Annotated in this window: 22 protein-coding genes; 11 read left to right on the plus strand and 11 right to left on the minus strand. The window is 68.9% G+C overall.

Annotation, left to right across the window (positions count from 1 at the left end):
* Nucleotides 1-42 precede the first annotated feature (42 nt).
* The 3 genes from ABD987_RS33730 (at nt 43) to ABD987_RS33740 (ending at nt 2252) form a co-directional block, all read left to right on the plus strand.
* Nucleotides 43-753, plus strand: a complete 711-nt coding sequence (locus tag ABD987_RS33730) for a thiamine pyrophosphate-dependent enzyme (protein WP_345403539.1) — start codon at nt 43-45, stop codon at nt 751-753.
* 3 nt (nt 754-756) lie between these two features.
* Nucleotides 757-1653 (plus strand): transketolase family protein, encoded by an 897-nt coding sequence (locus tag ABD987_RS33735; protein WP_345403542.1) that lies wholly within the window; start codon nt 757-759, stop codon nt 1651-1653.
* A 119-nt stretch (nt 1654-1772) separates the two neighbouring features.
* Nucleotides 1773-2252: a GNAT family N-acetyltransferase gene (locus tag ABD987_RS33740; protein WP_345403545.1), complete on the plus strand. Its 480-nt coding sequence runs from the start codon at nt 1773-1775 to the stop codon at nt 2250-2252.
* Here ABD987_RS33740 and ABD987_RS33745 read toward each other — a convergent pair.
* The 3 genes from ABD987_RS33745 to ABD987_RS33755 are packed head-to-tail and all read right to left on the minus strand — an operon-like array spanning nt 2241 to nt 4410.
* A complete protein-coding gene (locus tag ABD987_RS33745; protein ID WP_345403548.1) occupies nt 2241-2963 on the minus strand; it encodes an NIPSNAP family protein in 723 nt (240 codons plus the stop codon). The two genes, ABD987_RS33740 and ABD987_RS33745, sit on opposite strands and share 12 nt — an antisense overlap.
* 37 nt (nt 2964-3000) lie before the next feature.
* A complete protein-coding gene (locus tag ABD987_RS33750) occupies nt 3001-4173 on the minus strand; it encodes an acyl-CoA dehydrogenase family protein (protein WP_345403551.1) in 1173 nt (390 codons plus the stop codon).
* A 48-nt stretch (nt 4174-4221) separates the two neighbouring features.
* Nucleotides 4222-4410, minus strand: a complete 189-nt coding sequence (locus tag ABD987_RS33755; RefSeq protein WP_345403554.1) for a hypothetical protein — start codon at nt 4408-4410, stop codon at nt 4222-4224.
* Between the two features lie 139 nt (nt 4411-4549).
* On the opposite strand from ABD987_RS33755, the gene hisH reads away from it, so the two are divergent.
* Both hisH and priA read left to right on the plus strand, forming a co-directional pair.
* The gene (gene hisH, locus ABD987_RS33760) at nt 4550-5179 is read left to right on the plus strand and encodes an imidazole glycerol phosphate synthase subunit HisH (RefSeq protein WP_345403557.1); all 630 of its coding nucleotides are present in this window, start codon (nt 4550-4552) and stop codon (nt 5177-5179) included.
* 52 nt (nt 5180-5231) lie between these two features.
* Nucleotides 5232-5969, plus strand: a complete 738-nt coding sequence (gene priA, locus ABD987_RS33765; protein WP_345403559.1) for a bifunctional 1-(5-phosphoribosyl)-5-((5-phosphoribosylamino)methylideneamino)imidazole-4-carboxamide isomerase/phosphoribosylanthranilate isomerase PriA — start codon at nt 5232-5234, stop codon at nt 5967-5969.
* Between the two features lie 7 nt (nt 5970-5976).
* Here priA and ABD987_RS33770 read toward each other — a convergent pair whose 3' ends face one another.
* Entirely contained in the window at nt 5977-6372 is a 396-nt protein-coding gene (locus ABD987_RS33770; protein ID WP_345403562.1) for a PPOX class F420-dependent oxidoreductase, read from the minus strand.
* Nucleotides 6373-6501: 129 nt separating this feature from the next.
* On the opposite strand from ABD987_RS33770, the gene ABD987_RS33775 reads away from it, so the two are divergent.
* Nucleotides 6502-7452: a hypothetical protein gene (locus ABD987_RS33775; RefSeq protein ID WP_345403565.1), complete on the plus strand. Its 951-nt coding sequence runs from the start codon at nt 6502-6504 to the stop codon at nt 7450-7452.
* Nucleotides 7453-7477: 25 nt separating this feature from the next.
* On the opposite strand, the gene ABD987_RS33780 is transcribed toward ABD987_RS33775, so the two are convergent.
* Nucleotides 7478-8485, minus strand: coding sequence for a hypothetical protein (locus ABD987_RS33780; RefSeq protein ID WP_345403568.1), 1008 nt, complete (start codon nt 8483-8485; stop codon nt 7478-7480).
* Entirely contained in the window at nt 8482-9009 is a 528-nt protein-coding gene (locus ABD987_RS33785) for an RNA polymerase sigma factor (protein WP_345403571.1), read from the minus strand. The genes ABD987_RS33780 and ABD987_RS33785 overlap by 4 nt, the downstream gene beginning before the upstream one ends.
* 88 nt (nt 9010-9097) lie before the next feature.
* Between ABD987_RS33785 and hisF the strand changes: the two genes are divergently transcribed.
* The 3 genes from hisF to hisI are packed head-to-tail and all read left to right on the plus strand — an operon-like array spanning nt 9098 to nt 10598.
* Nucleotides 9098-9871, plus strand: a complete 774-nt coding sequence (gene hisF / locus ABD987_RS33790) for an imidazole glycerol phosphate synthase subunit HisF (RefSeq protein ID WP_345403574.1) — start codon at nt 9098-9100, stop codon at nt 9869-9871.
* Nucleotides 9868-10251 carry a hypothetical protein gene (locus ABD987_RS33795; RefSeq protein ID WP_345403577.1) on the plus strand — a complete coding sequence of 128 codons (384 nt, stop codon included), beginning with the start codon at nt 9868-9870 and terminating at the stop codon, nt 10249-10251. The genes hisF and ABD987_RS33795 overlap by 4 nt, the downstream gene beginning before the upstream one ends.
* Entirely contained in the window at nt 10248-10598 is a 351-nt protein-coding gene (gene hisI, locus ABD987_RS33800) for a phosphoribosyl-AMP cyclohydrolase (protein WP_345403580.1), read from the plus strand. Before ABD987_RS33795 ends, hisI begins: the two co-directional genes overlap by 4 nt.
* 516 nt (nt 10599-11114) lie before the next feature.
* On the opposite strand, the gene ABD987_RS33805 is transcribed toward hisI, so the two are convergent.
* The 5 genes from ABD987_RS33805 to ABD987_RS33825 form a co-directional block, all read right to left on the minus strand.
* Nucleotides 11115-11495, minus strand: a complete 381-nt coding sequence (locus ABD987_RS33805; protein ID WP_345403583.1) for a hypothetical protein — start codon at nt 11493-11495, stop codon at nt 11115-11117.
* 5 nt (nt 11496-11500) lie between these two features.
* Nucleotides 11501-13549, minus strand: coding sequence for a magnesium transporter (locus ABD987_RS33810; RefSeq protein ID WP_345403585.1), 2049 nt, complete (start codon nt 13547-13549; stop codon nt 11501-11503).
* Between the two features lie 193 nt (nt 13550-13742).
* Nucleotides 13743-14024, minus strand: coding sequence for a hypothetical protein (locus ABD987_RS33815; protein WP_345403588.1), 282 nt, complete (start codon nt 14022-14024; stop codon nt 13743-13745).
* A 105-nt stretch (nt 14025-14129) separates the two neighbouring features.
* Entirely contained in the window at nt 14130-14882 is a 753-nt protein-coding gene (locus ABD987_RS33820; RefSeq protein WP_345403592.1) for a recombinase family protein, read from the minus strand.
* A gap of 158 nt (nt 14883-15040) precedes the next feature.
* Nucleotides 15041-15655 carry a TetR/AcrR family transcriptional regulator gene (locus ABD987_RS33825; protein WP_345403595.1) on the minus strand — a complete coding sequence of 205 codons (615 nt, stop codon included), beginning with the start codon at nt 15653-15655 and terminating at the stop codon, nt 15041-15043.
* A gap of 94 nt (nt 15656-15749) precedes the next feature.
* Between ABD987_RS33825 and ABD987_RS33830 the strand changes: the two genes are divergently transcribed.
* Both ABD987_RS33830 and ABD987_RS33835 read left to right on the plus strand, forming a co-directional pair.
* Entirely contained in the window at nt 15750-17300 is a 1551-nt protein-coding gene (locus tag ABD987_RS33830) for an anthranilate synthase component I (RefSeq protein WP_345403598.1), read from the plus strand.
* 79 nt (nt 17301-17379) lie between these two features.
* The gene (locus ABD987_RS33835; protein ID WP_345403601.1) at nt 17380-17892 is read left to right on the plus strand and encodes a Trp biosynthesis-associated membrane protein; all 513 of its coding nucleotides are present in this window, start codon (nt 17380-17382) and stop codon (nt 17890-17892) included.
* The last annotated feature ends 120 nt before the right edge of the window (nt 17893-18012 follow it).

Genomic DNA, 18012 nt, shown 5'->3' on the forward strand with positions numbered 1-18012 from the left:
TATCCTTGACTTCGAGTTTAGTCGAGGTTGCATCGTGGCTTCATGACCACCGCGACACTGCCGGGTCGGGCGGATCTGCCGAGGCTGATCGCGCTGATGACCGGAGACGACAAGCACCAGGCGGCCGCCGAGTCCACAGTGGACGTACTGTGGGTGCTCTACGACCGTGTCCTCGACATCACGCCGGAAACCTTCCGCGAGCCGGGCCGGGACCGGTTCCTGCTGTCCAAGGGACACGGGCCGATGGCCTACTACGCCGTGCTCACCGCGAAGGGCTTTCTCGACGAGTCCGAGCTCGCCGACTGGTCCTCGGCCCGTTCCCGGCTGGGACACCACCCCGACCGCCGCCGCGCGCCGGGGGTGGAGATCTCCAGCGGTTCGCTCGGGCACGGCCTGCCCATCGCCGTCGGCACCGTGCTGGGCCTGCGGATCCGGGGGTTCGGCGACGCCAAGGTGGTGACGCTGGTGGGCGACGCCGAGCTCGACGAGGGCTCGAACCACGAAGCCATCGCGCTCGCCGGGCGGCTCGGGCTGGAGCAGCTGACCACTGTCGTCGTCGACAACTCCTCGGCCACCCATGGCTGGCCGGGCGGCATCGCGCGGCGGTTCGCGGTCGAGGGCTGGGAAACCCGCACGGTTTCCGGCCGCGACCACGAGGCGCTGTACGAGGCCTTCACCGCTCCGCACCCGGACCGGCCGCTCGCCGTGGTCGCGACCGTGGAACAGAAAACGACCGGCGAACCGAAAGGCTGACCGATGCCCACCATGCGTGACACCTTCGTGAGCACCACCGAGGACATCCTCGACACCGATCCGGACGTCGCCGTCGTGCTCGCCGACATCACCGCGGCCCAGCTGGGCTCGGCGGCGCTGCGGCACCCCGGCCGGGTGCTGAACGTCGGCATCCGGGAGCAGCTGCTGGTCAGCGCGGGCGCCGGGCTCGCGCTCGCCGGGATCCGTCCGATCGTGCACACGTTCTCGCCGTTCCTGGTGGAACGGGCCTTCGAGCAGATCAAGCTCGACCTCGGGCACCAGGACGTCGGCGCGGTGCTCGTGTCCTACGGCGGCTCCTACGACATGCCCGCCGAAGGCCGCACGCACCAGTCGCCCGGCGACGTCGCGCTGATCGACTCGCTGCCCGGCTGGGCCGTGCACGTGCCGGGGCATCCGGAGGAGGCCCGGCGGCTGCTGCTGGAGGCCGTGCCCGGCGACTGCCGGGTGTATGTCCGGCTTTCCGCGCAGGAGAACGCCGAACCCCATCTCGGCGCGGGGCTCCAGACCCTGCGGCTCGGGACGCGCGGGGTCGTCCTCGCGGTCGGCCCGATGCTCGATCGCGTTCTCGCCGCGACCGAGGGTCTCGACGTCACGGTGCTCTACACGGCCACCGTGCGCCCGTTCGACGCGGACGGCCTGCGTACGGCCGTGACGGCCACGGGTTCCACCGACGTCGTGCTCGTCGAGCCCTATCTCGCCGGGACGTCCACCGCGCGGGTCGCCGACGCGCTTTCCGCGACACCGCACCGGATCCTGGCGCTGGGCGTGCTGCGGGACACCGAGGTCCGGATCTACGGGGAAGTGGGGGACCACGACCTCGTGCACGGTCTCGACGCGGATTCGATCGCCTTGTCCGTCAAGGAGTTCCTGGACCACTGAGGCGGTACGGGCTCACCTTCGCGCAGTCGGCCGGGTGCGGGTGTCCCGCGAAGAACACCGATGGCGTGCCACGGAAATCCGGATGCGCGGGCGGCCCGGCTCTGCCACCGTGTCCCGTTGTGTGCCAAGCCGAACCCGTGCTCCGCCGCGCGGCCGCTCCCGACGCCCGCGCGGTGGCCGACCTCTGGCTGCGGTCGTTCGCGGCCGCGCTGCCGGCCGTCCGCCGCCCCCGTACCGACGACGAGGTCCGCGCCTACTTCCGCGACGTCGTCATCCCGGCGCGGGAGACCTGGGTCGCGGACGTCGGCGGCGAGATCGCCGGGCTGCTGGTGCTCACCGAAAACCAGCTCAGCCAGCTGTACCTGGAGCCGCGGTGGCGCGGACGCGGGCTCGGCGACCGGTTCGTCGCGCTGGCGAAACAACGCCGCCCTGCCGGACTGGAGCTGTGGACCTTCCAGGTCAACGGGCCCGCCCGGCGGTTCTACGAACGGCACGGGTTTCTCGCCGCCGAGCACACCGACGGCAGCGGCAACGAGGAACACGAGCCGGACATCCGGTACGTGTGGCGCCCGGAGAGCCAGGCCGAGTCAGCGCAGTAGCGAACGCGGTGCCGGCGCGAGCACGAGCCGTTGCGGCGTTCGGGAAAGCCGCGTATTCAGTTGTGGCAGAACCTCCTTTCCCCACGGGGGCAACGCGTCCAGCGCCGCCTCGAACGCGGAGACGGCCGCCTCGTCCGTGAAACGGGTGAACCACACGAACACCGTTTCCTCGCGGACGGGCAGGCGGGGGAAGGTGTTCTCCGCGGGTTCGGTCTCGAAGCACGCGAGCGGCGCTCCGCCCGCCTCGGCCAGCACAGGCCCCACCGTCTCGGCGAAGAACCCGGCGAATCCGGGCTGCGCCGGATGGCAGACCGTGACCACCAGCCGCGAGGACGGGCGCGTTCCGGCGCCCTTCGGTGGCCGTGGCTCGCCGGGCGCCGGGAAACCGGGGCCCGCCGGGCGCAGCAGCAGGACGTCCGAGGAGTCGGTCATCGTGGCGTTCGCGGTCTCCCGGTGCCGCGCCCACACCGGCCCGGTGTAGAACGCCTCCAGCGCGGCGCGGCGGGAGTCCATGTCGCGGAAACCGCGTAGCCACACGAACTTCCCGGGATCGGCGGGCTCGGTGAACTGACCGAACAGCCGCGCGCCCACGGCCTCCTGCGGCTCCACGAACTCGCGTTCGAAGAGCGTGACGAGATCGTCCCGGCGGCCGGGCACGGTGGTGTACCGGCGCAGCTCCAGGACCTGCTGGAAGGCGAGGAAGTCGTCCATGCCCGCGACGGTAGCCGTGGGCACCGACAGTTCCGGATCAGCGGAAGGCGGCGAGCCCGGTGACCGACTGCCCGAGCGAAAGCGCGTGCATCTCTTCGGTGCCTTCGTAGGTGAGCACGGTTTCGAGGTTCGCCATATGCCGCATCACCGGGTACTCCAGGGAAATCCCGTTCGCGCCCAGCATCGAGCGCGCGGTGCGGGCGACCTCCAGCGCGGCGCGGACGTTGGCCATCTTCCCGAAGCTGACGTGGTTGTGGTGCAGGGTCCCGGCGTCCTTGAGCCTGCCGATCTGCGCCGCCACCAGACCGGCCCGGTTGACCTCGACGAGCAGGTCGGCGAGCTTGCGCTGGGTGAGCTGGAACCCGGCCAGCGGCTTGCCGAACTGCTCGCGGGAAAGGGTGTACTCCAGCGCCGCTTCGTAGCACGCGCGGGCCGCGCCCACGACGCCGAAGAGAATGCCGTAACGCGCTTCGTTGAGACACGACAGCGGGCCGCGCAGCCCGCGAACCTCCGGGAACGCCGCGGAGTCCGGCAGCCGCACGCCGTCCAGCACGAGTTCCGCGGTCAGCGACGCGCGCAGCGAGAGTTTGTGCTTGACCTCGTTGGCGGTGAAACCGGGAGTGCCGGTCGGGACGACGAAGCCGCGGATCCCGTCGTCGGTGCGGGCCCACACGACCGCGACGTCGGCCACGGTGCCGTTGGTGATCCACATCTTGGTGCCGTGCAGCACCCAGTCCGAGCCGTCCCGCACGGCGCGGGTGCGCATGCTGCCCGGGTCACTCCCCGCGTCCGGCTCGGTGAGCCCGAAACACCCGAGCGCCTCGCCGGAGGCCAGCCGCGGCAGCCACTCGGCACGGTGTTCCTCGCTGCCCCAGCGGTGGATCGCGTACATCGCCAGCGAACCCTGCACCGAAACGAAACTGCGCAGCCCGGAGTCGACCGCCTCCAGCTCCCGGCAGGCGATCCCGTAGGCGACCGCGCTGGTCCCCGCGCAGCCGTAGCCCTCCAGGTGCATGCCGAGCAGGCCCAGCTCGCCGAACCCCTTCGCCAGCTCCGCCGCGGGCAGCGATCCGGACTCGTACCAGTCCGCGACGCGCGGGGCCAGCCGGTCGGCGGCGAAGGCGCGTACCGCGTCCCGGATCGCGCGTTCCTCCCCGGTGAGTCCCGCGTCGAGATCGAGGAAGTCGTGCGGGTCCGGACTGGTGGCCATGTGGAGTGCTCCTCGGGGCTCGCGGACGATCCTCGCAGGAAACCACAGTCAGCCGACGGGCCCCCGCGTGGCGTTCGTCACTCGTCGTCCCCGAAAGGTGGGCCGGCGCCGGGGTGCCCGGTCCGTCCTGCGCTGCTGCGGCGGGATCGGCAGCTCGGCGAGCTGCGGAAACGGGACGCTGTCGATGTCGTCCCGCCAGGCCTGGAACAGCCGGGCCAGTGGATCGGTCTCGGACATCGCCTCTCCCGGCGGCTCAGGGGGCGCTGGGTCCAGGCGCCACACACGGATGGGTGAGTACCCGTATTGTCCGCCGGTCAAACCTGGCCCGCGCACATCCTTTTTCACCGGTCGTGCACGTCCCGTCTACGCTGGGCCCGTGCCTTCTGTCGTGATTCTTGACTACGGTTCCGGCAACCTCCGCTCCGCCGAGCGCGCCGTGCGGCGGGCGGGCGCCGACGTCGAGGTCACCGCGGACCCGCGCGCCGCGGTCGAGGCCGACGGCCTGGTGGTGCCGGGTGTCGGCGCCTTCTCCGCGTGCATGAAGGGCCTGCTGGACGTCGCCGGGCACCGGGTCATCGGCAAGCGGCTCGCCGGCGGCCGCCCGGTGCTGGGCATCTGCGTCGGGATGCAGATCCTGTTCGCCCGCGGCGTCGAGCACGGCGAGGAGACCGAGGGCACCGGCGAGTGGCCCGGCACGGTCGAGCGGCTGCACGCCGACGTCCTGCCGCACATGGGCTGGAACACCGTGCGCGCGCCGGCGGACTCGCGCCTGTTCGCCGGGCTGGACCCGGAGGAGCGGTTCTACTTCGTGCACTCCTACGGCGTGCGGAAGTGGGAGCTGGACTCCGGCCTCGCCGGGCAGCAGCCCCAGGTGACCTGGTCGCACCACGGCGAGGAGTTCGTGGCCGCGGTCGAGAACGGGCCGTTGTGGGCCACCCAGTTCCACCCGGAGAAGTCCGGGGACGCCGGGGCCCACCTGCTGCGGAACTGGCTCGGAACGCTGTAGCGGGCTCCGGCCCCGAGACGCGCGCGCCGGGGCGGCGCCTTAGAGTGACCGCGTGACTTTCACGCTGCTTCCCGCTGTTGATGTGGCCGATGGCCAGGCCGTGCGACTCGTCCAGGGCGAGGCCGGTACCGAGACCTCCTACGGCAGCCCCCTGGAGGCCGCGCTCGCCTGGCAGCGCGACGGCGCCGAGTGGATCCACCTGGTCGACCTCGACGCCGCGTTCGGCAAGGGCAGCAACCGCGAGCTGCTCGCGGAGGTCGTCGGCAGGCTCGACGTCCAGGTCGAGCTGTCCGGCGGGATCCGGGACGACGAGTCGATCAAGGCCGCGCTCGCCACCGGCGCCCGGCGCGTCAATCTCGGCACCGCGGCGCTGGAGGATCCCGACTGGACCACCCGGGTCATCGGCGAGTACGGCGACCGGGTCGCGATCGGCCTCGACGTGCGGATCACCGAGGCGGGGCACCGGCTTTCCGCGCGTGGCTGGACGTCGGACGGCGGCGATCTGTGGGAGGTCCTCGACCGCCTCGACCACGACGGCGCGTCGCGTTACGTGGTCACCGACGTCAGCAAGGACGGCACGCTGCGCGGGCCGAACCTGGAGCTGCTGCGCGAGGTGACCGCGCGCACCGACGCGCCGGTGATCGCGTCCGGCGGAGTGTCCAGTGTGGACGATCTGCGGGCGCTCGCCGCGCTCTCGCGCGACGGGGTCGAGGGCTCGATCGTCGGCAAGGCGCTGTACGCGGGCGCGTTCACGCTGCCCGAGGCGCTGGCGGCCGTCGCCGCGCTCTGAGCTTCGGTCAGTCGCCCGGCTCGTCGAGCGCGATCGCGATGCCGATCGTGCGCCGGGTCCCGCCGCGCAGGCGGCTGAAGAACATCGTCACCCGGCCGACCAGCCCGTACTTGCGGGCGATGGCCGCGCGCGTCCGCTCGGTGTCCTCGTCGCCGAGCAGCCGGGCCCGGCCGTCCACCACCGCGCCGTGTGTCCGCGCGCCCCGGAAGTCGCATGCCTGCACGGTGACGCGGCCGCCGGCGCGGACGCGCTTGACCTTGCCCGCCTCGCGTTCGGACCACAGCACCAGCTCACCGCCGAGCCCGGCGGCCCACACCGGCGTCGGCACGGCCCGCCCGTCGCGGCGGAAGGTGGTGACGACGACGTACTTCTCGGCGGCGAGGCGGCTGAGTTCCGATCCCATGTGGACACGGTAGCCCCGCGCGGACGGAGCAGCGGGATGACGAACGCATGGGCCGTCCGGAAGACGCGGGACACCGTGTCGCGCTGTGAGGATTTCTTCTGGTGTGTCCCCGTGACGCTGGGAGGATCCATGTCCGTCACCGAACACGTTCCGCCCCCTTCCCCCTCGGCCTCGTTCGTCGCGGGGCCCTACCCGGCCCGGCGGGCCCGGGTGGTCGTCCTGGCCGTGCTGGCCGGGCTCGTCCTGACGGTGCTGTGGTCCGCGCCGTTCGTGGACAAGGTGATCGGCGACAACGTCGCCGACACGCTCCTCGGGCACGACGCGAAGGCGACGCCGATCAGCGGAGTGCTGGCCGGGACGCTCTTCGCGTTTGTTTCCGGGCTGGCCGGTTCGTTCACCGCGTGCAACATCGCCGCGTTCGGCGCCGTCGCGCCGCTGGTGGGCGGACAGGCAGCCAGCCGGAAACGCCGGTTCCTCACGACGCTGAAACCGCTGGGCTGGATCGCCACCGGGATGCTCGTCGTGTCGGTGACCTACGGCGTGGTCGTCGCGCTGGTGGGCACGCGGATGCCGCAGTTCTCCACCGCGCAGTCCGGCGGCCTGTCCGCCCGCGGTCTCCAGTCGATGATCGTGTTCGGGGTGATCGGGCTCGCGTTCATCGTGCTCGGCCTCGCCTCGCTCGGTGTCGTCGGTGACCCGCTCGGCGCGCTGAGCCGCCGGTTCCCCGCCGCGCCGCTGGTCGTCATGGGCGCGCTGATCGGCGGATTCCTCGTCGGGCGGCCGTACCCGCTGTTCCGGATCATGTTCCGTGACGCGGCGGAAAGCCACAACGTGCTTTACGGCGCCGCCGCGTTCGCGCTGCAGTCGGTGGGCAACATCGTGGTCATGGCGGTTCTGTTCCTGGTGCTCACCCACGCCACCGGGGGCCGCGTCCGGCGCTGGCTGACCGCGAAACCCACCCGCGTCGCGGTCGTCACCGGTGCCGCGCTGCTCGTCGCGGGCACGTTCACGCTGCTCTACTGGGACGTACGCGCGCTCGGGCGGGCCGGGGTGATCTGGTTCCCCTCGATCGGCTGGTGAGAGTCCACATCGGACTGACGAAGGCTCAGGAGCCGAGCCAGCGGTAGTCGGGCGCCGGGTCGAGCACCACGGCGTCCGCCACCGCGGTGAGCGTTTCCCTGGACTGCCTGCCGGTCACCGTCAGCCATCGCCCGGAGGGGAGGCGGACGGCGACCAGCGCGTCGTCGCCCTGGCGCGGCGGCACGTACCGCCCGTCGGTGCCCCGTACCGGCACCGCCGTGCCGCCGCCGAGCCCCGGCGAGCCCGGCCCGACGCCGACCCGCAGTGCCGTCCCGGCCGGCCCGGTGGCGGTGAGTTCCGTGGTGCCCGCCGCCGGGGTGTTCCCCTGGACCACAGTGGACTGTTCGCGCAGCCCGGCGGGCAGCGGGCCGAGGCGGGCCTCGCCGCGCACGAGCACCGCCCCGCCGCCGCGCACCGAATCCGCGATCCGCTCGGCGACCCGGCGTGCCTCGGGGACACCGGCGATCTTCGCGGTCAGCACGTGGTAGTCGTCGGCCATCCAGGTCAACGTCGCGGCGGTCCCGGAATCGCCGGTGACCATGCCGACCCGGCCGCGCACGATGACCTGGTCGCGCAGCGCCGCGATCCGCAGCTTCGTCTGCGACCACTCCGGGTCGTCGGTCGAGTACGCGGAGAGCACGACCTCGGCGGGCCCGGCGGCCCAGCGCCGGACCTGCGGGGTGATTCCCGGGCCCGCGGCGCGGTACTGCTCGGTGAACCCGTCCGGCAGCCAGCCGGGGGCGTACTGGAGCAGCGGCCGGTCGGTGGTGGGCGAGGAGGCGGGCGTCGCCGCCGGGTCGGCGTCGAACGCGCCCCTCGCGACCAGCGGGATCCCGGCGACGATGGCGATCACGGCGGCGGTCGCCCCGGCCAGCGCCAGCCGCGACCGGCGGCGGCGCGGCCGGGCCTGGACGGCCCTGGCCAGCGCGTTGCGGACCTCGTCGCCGTCGGGGGCGCGGGTGGCCAGGTGATCGAGGCTTTCCCGCAGCAGGGTTTCGGTTTCGAGCTCGCTGAGCTCGCGGGGCGAGGTCATTCGCAGGCTCCGGTGGTGAGTGCGGCGGGGCGCGGGGAGACGGATGCGCGGAGGGTGGCCAGCGCGCGGGAGATCTGGCTGCGCACGGTCGAGGCCCGGCAGCGCAGTACCTCCGCGATCTCGGCGTCGGAGTAGTTCTCGTAGTACCGCAGGACCAGCGCGGCGCGTTGCTTGCGGGGCAGTTCGGCCAGCCGCGCCAGCATCTCGTCGCGTTCGTCGTAGGCGTCGGCGTGGTCGGAGACCGGCGGGCCGAGCGCGTCGAGCACCTCGGGCGCGGACGGGACGCTCCGGCGTACCGCGCGGCGCCGCCACGACAGGTACTCGTTGGTCACCATGCGCCGCACGTAGGTCGGCGGCGAGTCGATCGTGGACCAGCGCTGCTGCGCGCGCAGCAGCACCTCCTGCACGATGTCCTGCGCGAGGTCCGGGTCGTCGGTCAGCACCGTCGCGTAACGCAGGAGCCCGTCCAGGCGGTCCGCGACGAACTCGTCGAAGCTCGCGGGCACGGTTTTCCTCTCCGCCATGGGTCGTCCGAACTACAGACGCGCGAGCACCCCGTTCTGATGCATCCCGCCCGCGATTCGTCCGGCCGCCGATGACTACGCTGACGGTATGTCTGTGGCGGTGAGGGTCATCCCGTGTCTCGATGTCGACGCGGGACGCGTGGTGAAGGGCGTCAACTTCGCCGGTCTGCGCGACGCGGGGGACCCGGTGGAACTGGCCGCCCGCTACGACGCCGAAGGGGCCGACGAGCTCACGTTTCTCGACGTCACGGCGTCCTCGGGGGATCGGGAGACCACCTTCGAGGTGGTGCGCCGTACCGCCGAGCAGGTGTTCATCCCGCTCACCGTCGGCGGCGGCGTGCGGACCAACGACGACGTCAACCGGCTGCTGCGGACCGGCGCGGACAAGGTGAGCATCAACACAGCCGCGATCGCCCGCCCGGAGATGCTCCGCGAGGCTTCGCGGCGGTTCGGCGCGCAGTGCGTCGTGCTGTCGGTGGACGCGCGGCGCGTGCCCGAGGGCGGCGAGCCGACCGCGTCCGGTTTCGAGGTCACCACGCACGGTGGCCGCCGCGGTACCGGCATCGACGCGGTCGAGTGGGCCGCGCGCGGTGAGGAACTGGGCGTCGGGGAGATCCTGCTCAACTCGATGGACGCCGACGGCACCAAGAACGGCTTCGATCTGGAACTGATCGAGCTGGTCCGCGCGGCCGTCCGGGTACCGGTGATCGCCAGCGGCGGCGCGGGCGCGGCCGAGCACTTCCTGCCCGCGGTGCGGGCCGGGGCGGACGCGGTGCTCGCGGCCAGCGTGTTCCACTTCGGGCAGCTGAAGATCGGCGACGTCAAGGACTCCTTGCGCGCCGGTGGGGTCGTGGTCCGGTGATCCCGAAATCCTGGAAGGCCCCGGCCGAGGTCAAGATCACCGCGTACCTGCTGGTCGGGCTGGCACTGGCCTGGATCGCCGAGGTACTCGTCCTGATGTTCGCCCCGAACTCGTCGCCGCGCAGTTTCCTGCTCCCGGTGACCGCGCTGATCCTCGGTGGCGTCGTCGTCACGGGGATCGCGTTGAAGATGCCCTTTTCGCGCTACGGCGGGTTCGCCGTGGCCGTCGTCTTCGCGCTGTTGCAGGCTTTTCTTCTGCTCGCGGCGGAGCTGGTCTGGATAAAGCTCGTCTCCGGCGTGCTCTTCGCCGGGTACATCTACGCCGTGGTCCTGTTGAACTCGATGCCGCTGAAGCGGTTTCTGCTGGGAGCTGACGCGTGAGTCTCGACCCCGCGCTGTCGGCGCGCCTGAAGCGCAATTCCGACGGCCTGATCGCCGCGGTCGTCGTGGAACACTCGACGTCCGACGTGCTGATGATGGCGTGGATGAACGACGAGGCCCTGGAAGCCACACTGACCACGCGCCGCGCCACCTACTGGTCGCGCAGCAGGCAGGAGCTGTGGGCCAAGGGCGAGACCTCGGGGCACGTCCAGCACGTGCGCGAGGTGCGGATCGACTGCGACGGCGACACCGTGCTGCTGCGCGTCGACCAGACCGGGCCGGCCTGCCACACCGGGACCCACACCTGCTTCGACTCCGACGACCGCCTGCTGCTCGCCGACGGCTGACGGTTCGTCCGCGATCGTCGTCGCTCCCGGCCTCAAGCGCCCCAATGTGGCGTTGGGTGCGTCCAACGCACCGAACGCCGCATTGGGTGCGTTGGACGCACCGAACGCCACATTGGGGTTTTCTCGGTAGCGGCGGGCGGTGCTGGTGTCGCGAATGTCGCATTGCCGACGTTCAGCGTCGCGAATGTCGCATTCGCGACATCGTCTCAGCTGAAGCCCGCGTCCTGAGCGGGGCGTTTGGGGACGGTGAGCGATGGTGGTGGCCTTTTGCGGGGGTGAGCGGGTGCTGAAAGACGCTTTCAGTGCGTTGGTTGTGCTGAAGGACGCTTTCAGTGCGCTGAGCGCATCGAAGGGGAAGTCCGATTTGGTTACCAACTTGTGACCTCGAACTCTTTGCGCCCCTGCGCCCACGGTGTGGGCTACTGGCCAGTAGCCCACACCGTCCTTGACAGATAGGCGCTTGCGCACATAAACCACAGCATGGCGACGTTGTGGTATTGAAAATCATCCTTGGCACTAATCATTGTCTGGGAGGGTGAAATGGCCAGACTTGAGAAACCAAGTCAGATCCGCGACGTCATCCTTATCAAGAGTGCCGATTGCCCTACGCGCGGCATTGATCGATTCATTCGTGCCCCAGTAAATAAGCCCCGCGACTGCGACATAAGAAAGTGACGGTCCATGAAGAAACCTAACTTCCTGAAACTCGCCGCTGCTGGCGATTTCTTCTAAAACCCTAACCAGGTTTGGGTTCGGACTCTCCCGCCCGCGGCGACCAAGATTGATCACAGCAGCCAATCGATATGATGGCGACGTGCTCTCATTAAACGCAATATCAATAATTTCTTGCATCGATTTCGCGTCATATTCGGGGTCTGGGTCAAACAAGCCAGCCATCTTCGCTACCTCCCGAGCCATTTCTTGCGTTCTTCTTCAATCATCTCTCGCAGCGCGGCGACGGATTCGTGGTCACCAATAGATTCGGCGTATTCAATTTCACGCTCATAAGCGCGACGTTCCATGTTGAATGCGTGCTCGACATCACGCATTTGACGCATCCCGGCCCAACCTTGAGCAAAGTCATCGATGAGGTGTTGATACTCGTGCCGAAGTGCCCCAATAGATGCATCCGGGTCGATAATCATTTGCCCCGGCGAGCCTGGAGTCGGCGCAGGCGCGTATGTCATCCGCCCAGAACGCAGCTCTACTTCAACTCCTAGCTCTTCGGCTCGTTTCAAAGTTTCTGACCACTCATGAGGATGTGTCTCGCGAGCTGCACCATGCTTGCGGAGCGGATCGCGATCTGAGTGATACAGAGGGCCGTGTGCAACTAGGCTGCTTTGCCGGTTCAGCAAGGTCGGTTGCGAAGATGTCACACTCTCAGGGCGTGCATGGCTGGAACTTGAGGAGTCAATCTCTTCCTCGGTCTCGCGGGCACTGTTCAGGAATTGTTCATATCGGGAACCATTTTTCTCGTTTCGACGAAAATACTTCAATAAGCCAACTTTTGAAAGCGAGTATCCGTTTAGAACGTGCCCTGGCGTGGCTAGGGTTTGCCGGAGTCTGCGGATCGGTCGCGCGGCGCGAAGGAAGAGCAGGGTGGCGATAGCTGCGATAGCCATTTGTGCAGGTAGTGGCATCCCGGCAGCGAAGGTAGCGTGCAGGAGTAGGGCGTGGATGCCAGCGAGGACGGACATGACGATGAGATGAAAAAGCACAATGCCGCCGAGCTTGGCGATTTTACGGAGGACGTCCGGATGAAATAGGGCTATTAGCCCGAGCAGGGGTGCAGTGAGGATGAGCACGCGGATGAGAACTTGGGCTATTAGCACGACTAGTTTGACGAGTAGTTGGAACAGCGCATACAGGATGCTTTGCACCAGCGCTAACGCGCCAGCTCCTGCGCGACCGCTATTTTCACCCGTGAAGTAGCCGGTAGCAGCTCCAAGTTTGCCCGCGATGTCTTTGTAGTCAGCCTTTTTGGCATCAATAGTGGCTTGAACTTTGTCTGGATGATTTTTCAGATAGTATTGCTGATCTCGCGTGAAGGCTTGCGCGTCCAACAGCCGCAGGCTATACGGCCGGGCTTGTTGATCTTTTGGGACGGCTTGCGGATCTTTCATGTCGACTTGTGGAGCCTTCGGGTCACCGAACTCGCCACGCAGCCAATTCTTATAAACAATCTGCTCGTGCAGAGCCTCCGGCAACGTGTCCCGCGTGTTGGTGTTATCAGTGTCATCGAGGAACCCGGCTTGGATCTCGGAGGTGGTACGCACCACGGCGGTGTCGAAGGGGCCGAGGAACCGCAGCAGCGTGAACGAGGAGGCGGCGAGCCAGAGTGCCGCGAGGGTGTAGAGGCCGCGTCGGCTGACCGCGGCGAGGTTGCCTCGCCACATCTGGTGGAACATGAGGACGACGATCAGGAGCGCGCACAGGGCGAGCAGTTGGGTGTAGATGTTGCCGTAGACGAGGTGTGCACCGGTTTCGATTGCGTGGTCGATCGGGGCGAGCAGGGCGTTGTTCATCACTGCGTAGTGCAGCCCGTTGGTGGCTCCGACCAGTGCTTTAGCGCCGTCGAACAGGCGGTTACCGAAGGCAGTGTCAAAGCCGCTCGTCGGCTTGGTCAGGCCGGACAACGGCCCACAATTGGTCTCGTAGGTGTGCCAAACCAGGCCCGCGTAGCCGTAGCTGTCGTAGGCCGACGGCGGAACCCGAACACCGCTGGGGCCGGGATCGATCGCTCCGACCAGGCCGTCACTCGGACGCTGTGGATTCGGCGCTTCTCCGCACGCCGCAGCATACGCGACTGGTCCGCTGAAGCTGGCATAGCAGCCAAGCACAGCGACCACCACAACCAGCACTGCGGGCCGCGTGCGGCGGTGCGTCAAGATGTGCTTCCGGCATCGCCAGGCCGAAGCAGCAGCGAGGCCGAGCGTGATAACGAGCAGCACGAGGACCCGTGCCCCTAGATCAACATGCCTCCGGCCAGGCCCAACCGCCTGACTGACTGCCACGCACCCATGAGGTACCCCCTCTAACCGTAACTACCTGCGGTTATCACCCCAGCGCAGAGAGCGTAGACCGAACGGCCTACGACCGGAAGGCCCAAAAGGGCTTAACAGCCGGGTAGTTCGACCAGCGTCCTTACCTACTGGTCAGTTCGCTGGTGAGAGTCCAGGTGAAGGCTACGCCGGATTTGGGGTGGACCCAGCCATCGGTACTGATGGAGATCGGCGCGGCGGCTCCTGGTTGGCTGCGGCGGATCAGCGGCGTGCCGGGGTTGGTGAGGAAGTCGAGCGGGGTGATGTGCTCGATGCCCGTGTTGGTGTGGTTGAACTCGACGCTGAGGCCATTGGTGGGTTTGTCGATGTCGATCCACAGTGCGTGTCCACGAGGCTCGACCAGGGTCGTGTAGCTGTAAGACACGAGGTAGTCTGAGCTTCCCCCGGTTGTCCGGACACCTCACCTGAGGTGACCGCCGGTCACCAGGGAGGATGTTCTGGTGCCTGCACCACACCCGCCTGAGTTTCGTCAGCCTTCCGTTGTCACCAGTCCCGCCTTGTTCCACTCATCCACCACAGCGCACTGACTCACCCCGGCCAACAGCGCCTCAGCAGCGTCCCGGATCGCTTGCCGTTCCCGCGCCACCTGCGCGGCCGACACCATCGGACGCCGACTGGTGCCGTTCTCGTCGAACTCGCTCTCACCCGGCGCAGGCGTCCACGCCCGATCCCTGCCGGGAAACCCGAACCGACGCGGACCACCAACATGCCCACGACCCTGCGCGCGGAACGTCTCGAACCGCTTCTTGATCCGCCGTGACGTGTCATCACTGGACCGTGCCGCGTGCGCAACCTCGATCCGCAAAATAAACCGATCATCCGGGTCCGCCAGATCCCGCGAACCATGCGCGCTGTAGACCGTGAACCCGCGATTCGCAAGCTCAATCAACGTCTCCAGATCACGCGGCTGCCGAAACAACCGGTCGGTGTGCCAGACCACAATCCCATCCGACACACCCGACTCAACCCGCTCTAACAGCGTTTCCCAGCCAGGGCGACGAACGCCACGCTTCCACGCCGACAGTCCGTCCTTGAGTTCCTTACCCAGACACGCACCGACCCGTTCGATCACCTTCCGGTTATCAGCCCACTGTGTCTCGACCTTCTCCAAATCACCGGTATCGGGCATCCTCGACAACCGGCCATAGGAGTCCAACACGAGAGGCCGCTCCGGGTCCCCACGCGAACACTCCTGACGCTTCATCCACTTCATGCTGCTCATGCATGTAAACGTACGGCAGCAAACCAGAGTTCCCCAAGGCGTCCTTCAGCACACCTCGGGCGCCGGAACTCACCACTCCCAGTGAGAAAACCTCATTGGGGCGCAAGACCGCGCCGAACCGGACCCGGGCGGATTTCCGGATGCACGGGCGGAGCGGGTCAGAGGCCGAGTTCGCCGGTGAGATAGCGCTGCACGTTCGGGGCGACCGCGACGACCATCGTCTCGATCTCCGTCGAGGCGAGCGGCTCGAACTTGGCCACGTAGCGGATCATCCCCATCCCGATGATCTGGGACGCGGCGAGGGTGGTGCGCAGGTCGACCTGGTCGGAGCCGAGCGCGGCGATCAGCTTCGTGAAGAACTTCTGGAAGAAGTCGCGCAGGACGGTGCCCGCCTGCTCGTGCCCGGTGACGCTGCGGATCAGCGCCTGGAAGGTGTCGCCGCCGGCGCCGTCCCAGCGGGTGAGAAAGGCACGGACGATCCGCTGGCCCAGTTCCTCGTCCGGGCCCTGCCGCAGTTCTTCGAGCAGTTCGAGGGGCGAGAAGGGCAGTTTCAGCACCGCGTCCGCGAACAGGCCCTCCTTGCTGCCGAACCAGTGGTTGACCATGGCCGCGTCGACCCCGGCGCGGGCGGCGATGGCGCGCACGGTCGAGCCTTCGTAGCCGTTCTCGGCGAACACCGCGCGCGCGGCCTCGACCAGCGCGGTGCGGGTGTCCTGGCCGGCGGGCCGCCTGCCGCGCCGCCGCCCGGTAGTCTCCGTGTTGTCCGTGCTCACTCCTCCATCATGACGACGCCGGACCGATAATTCAACGTTCGCTGAATTACTCCCCGGCGCAGGCGCTCCGGCGTGGTGCAGCACAATGAACCGTATGGTCGCCGCACAAGCCGGGCTCGGCTCGGTCAGCCTCAGCCGCACACAGTTCCGGGACCTCGCCGAAGACCGCCGGGTCGTTCCCGTGGTCCGCCGGGTGCTCGCCGACGGCGAGACCCCGCTCGGGGTGTACCGCAAGCTCGCCGCCGACCGGCCGGGCACGTTCCTGTTCGAGTCCGCGGAGAACGGGGCGTCCTGGACCCGCTGGTCCTTCATCGGCGTCCGCAGCCCGGCCGCGCTGACCGTGCGTGACGGCGAGGCCGTCTGGACCGGGAGCCCGCCGGTGGGGCTGCCCAGCGAGGGTGACCCGCTGACCGTGCTGCGCGAGACCATCGAGGCCCTGCACACCGAGCCGCTGCCCGGCCTGCCCCCGCTGACCGGCGGCATGGTCGGCTACATCGGCTACGACGCCGTGCGCTGGCTGGAGAAGCTGCCCGAGCTGGCCGAGCGGGACATCGACATTCCCGAGCTGACCATGCTGCTGGCCACCGACCTCGCCGCGTTCGACCACCACGAGGGCACGGTCACGCTGATCGCGAACGCGGTCAACTGGGACAACTCGCCCGAGCGCGTCGACGCCGCCTACGACGACGCGCTGGCGCGGCTGTCGGCGATGACCGAACAGCTGCGCGTGCCCGCGCCGCCGACCGTGGCCACCTTCGACCGGCCCGCGCCGGAGTTCGTCCGCCGCCGCGCCAAGGAGGACTTCCACGCCGCGGTGGACAAGGCGGTCGAGGCGATCAAGGCGGGCGAAGCGTTCCAGATCGTGCCCTCGCAACGGTTCGAGATCGAGACCGGCGCCGACGCGCTCGACGTCTACCGGGTGCTGCGGACCTCCAACCCCAGCCCGTACATGTACCTGCTGCGCCTGGAGGGCTTCGACATCGTCGGGTCCAGCCCGGAGTCGCTGGTCACCGTGCGCGACGGCCGCGCGACCACGCACCCGATCGCCGGCACGCGCTGGCGCGGCGCGGACCCGGAGGAGGACGCGCAGCTGGCCAAGGACCTGCTCGCCGACGACAAGGAGCGTGCCGAGCACCTGATGCTCGTCGACCTCGGCCGCAACGATCTCGGCAAGGTCTGCAAGCCCGGGACCGTGCGGGTGGTCGACTTCTTCCAGATCGAGCGCTACAGCCACGTCATGCACATCGTGTCCACGGTCACCGGTGAGCTGGCCGAGGGCAGGACCGCCTTCGACGCCGTCACCGCGTGCTTCCCGGCGGGGACGCTGTCCGGGGCGCCCAAGGTGCGGGCGATGGAGCTGATCGAAGAGCTGGAGCCGACGCGACGCGCGCTGTACGGCGGTGTCGTCGGCTATCTCGACTTCGCGGGCGACGCGGACACCGCGATCGCCATCCGCACCGCGCTGATGCGCGACGGTGTCGCGTACGTGCAGGCCGGGGGCGGGGTGGTCGCCGACTCGGTGCCCGACTACGAGGACACCGAATCACTCAACAAGGCCCGCACCGTGCTCTCGGCCGTCGCCGCCGCGCAGACGATGGTGCCCGCGGGCGAGCTGGACCCGGCCGGGGACTCCGCCCGTGTCTGAGTCATCCCCGCCCCCCTGCCCTTCGGGCCCACCCCCCGAGTCGGTCCCACCCCCCGCTCCCGCACGGCGTCCACTGTGGATGATCGTGGTGGCGCTCCTGCTGGGCGCGGCCGCGCTGTGGGGCGCGTCCCGGCTGGTGTGGTTCGCCGAGTTCCGCGACGGCGGTGTGCGCGGGACGATCCTGCACACCGAGACCGGGGAGCAGCGGGCGGTGTCGCTGGTGCCGCTGGCGATCCTCGCGCTGGCCGGGGTCGCCGGCGTGGTGGCCACCGGCGGCTGGGCCCGGCGCGCGCTCGGGGTGCTGCTGGTGCTGGCCGGGGCTGCCGGGGTGTGGGCCGCGGTCGACGGCGTCCGGTTCGGCGGGTTCGCCGACGGGCTCCCGGTGTCCCAGATGCTGATCGGCAGGGGACTGGCCGCGCTCGGCGGAATTCTCGTGGCGGTCGGCGGGTTGGCAGCCATCAAGGGTGCGGGAAGCGCTGTCCGGCTGGGCGCCCGGTACTCGGCACCCGGCGCCAAACGGAAGGCGCGGGATCCGGACACCGAGTTGTGGGAGGCGCTTTCGGAAGGTGAGGACCCCACCGCGAACCGGTGATCTTCATGGTGCGGCATTCGGAGCAACGCGCGTACCCGGGATAAGTCGGGACAGGTGCGGGGGTTAGCATCTTTTCGGCGGGAAGGGGAAGGTTTTTGTGAGCGACCTTGCGAATACACC

Source organism: Amycolatopsis samaneae (genome assembly GCF_039541975.1).
GTDB classification, from domain to species: Bacteria; Actinomycetota; Actinomycetes; order Mycobacteriales; family Pseudonocardiaceae; genus Amycolatopsis; species Amycolatopsis samaneae.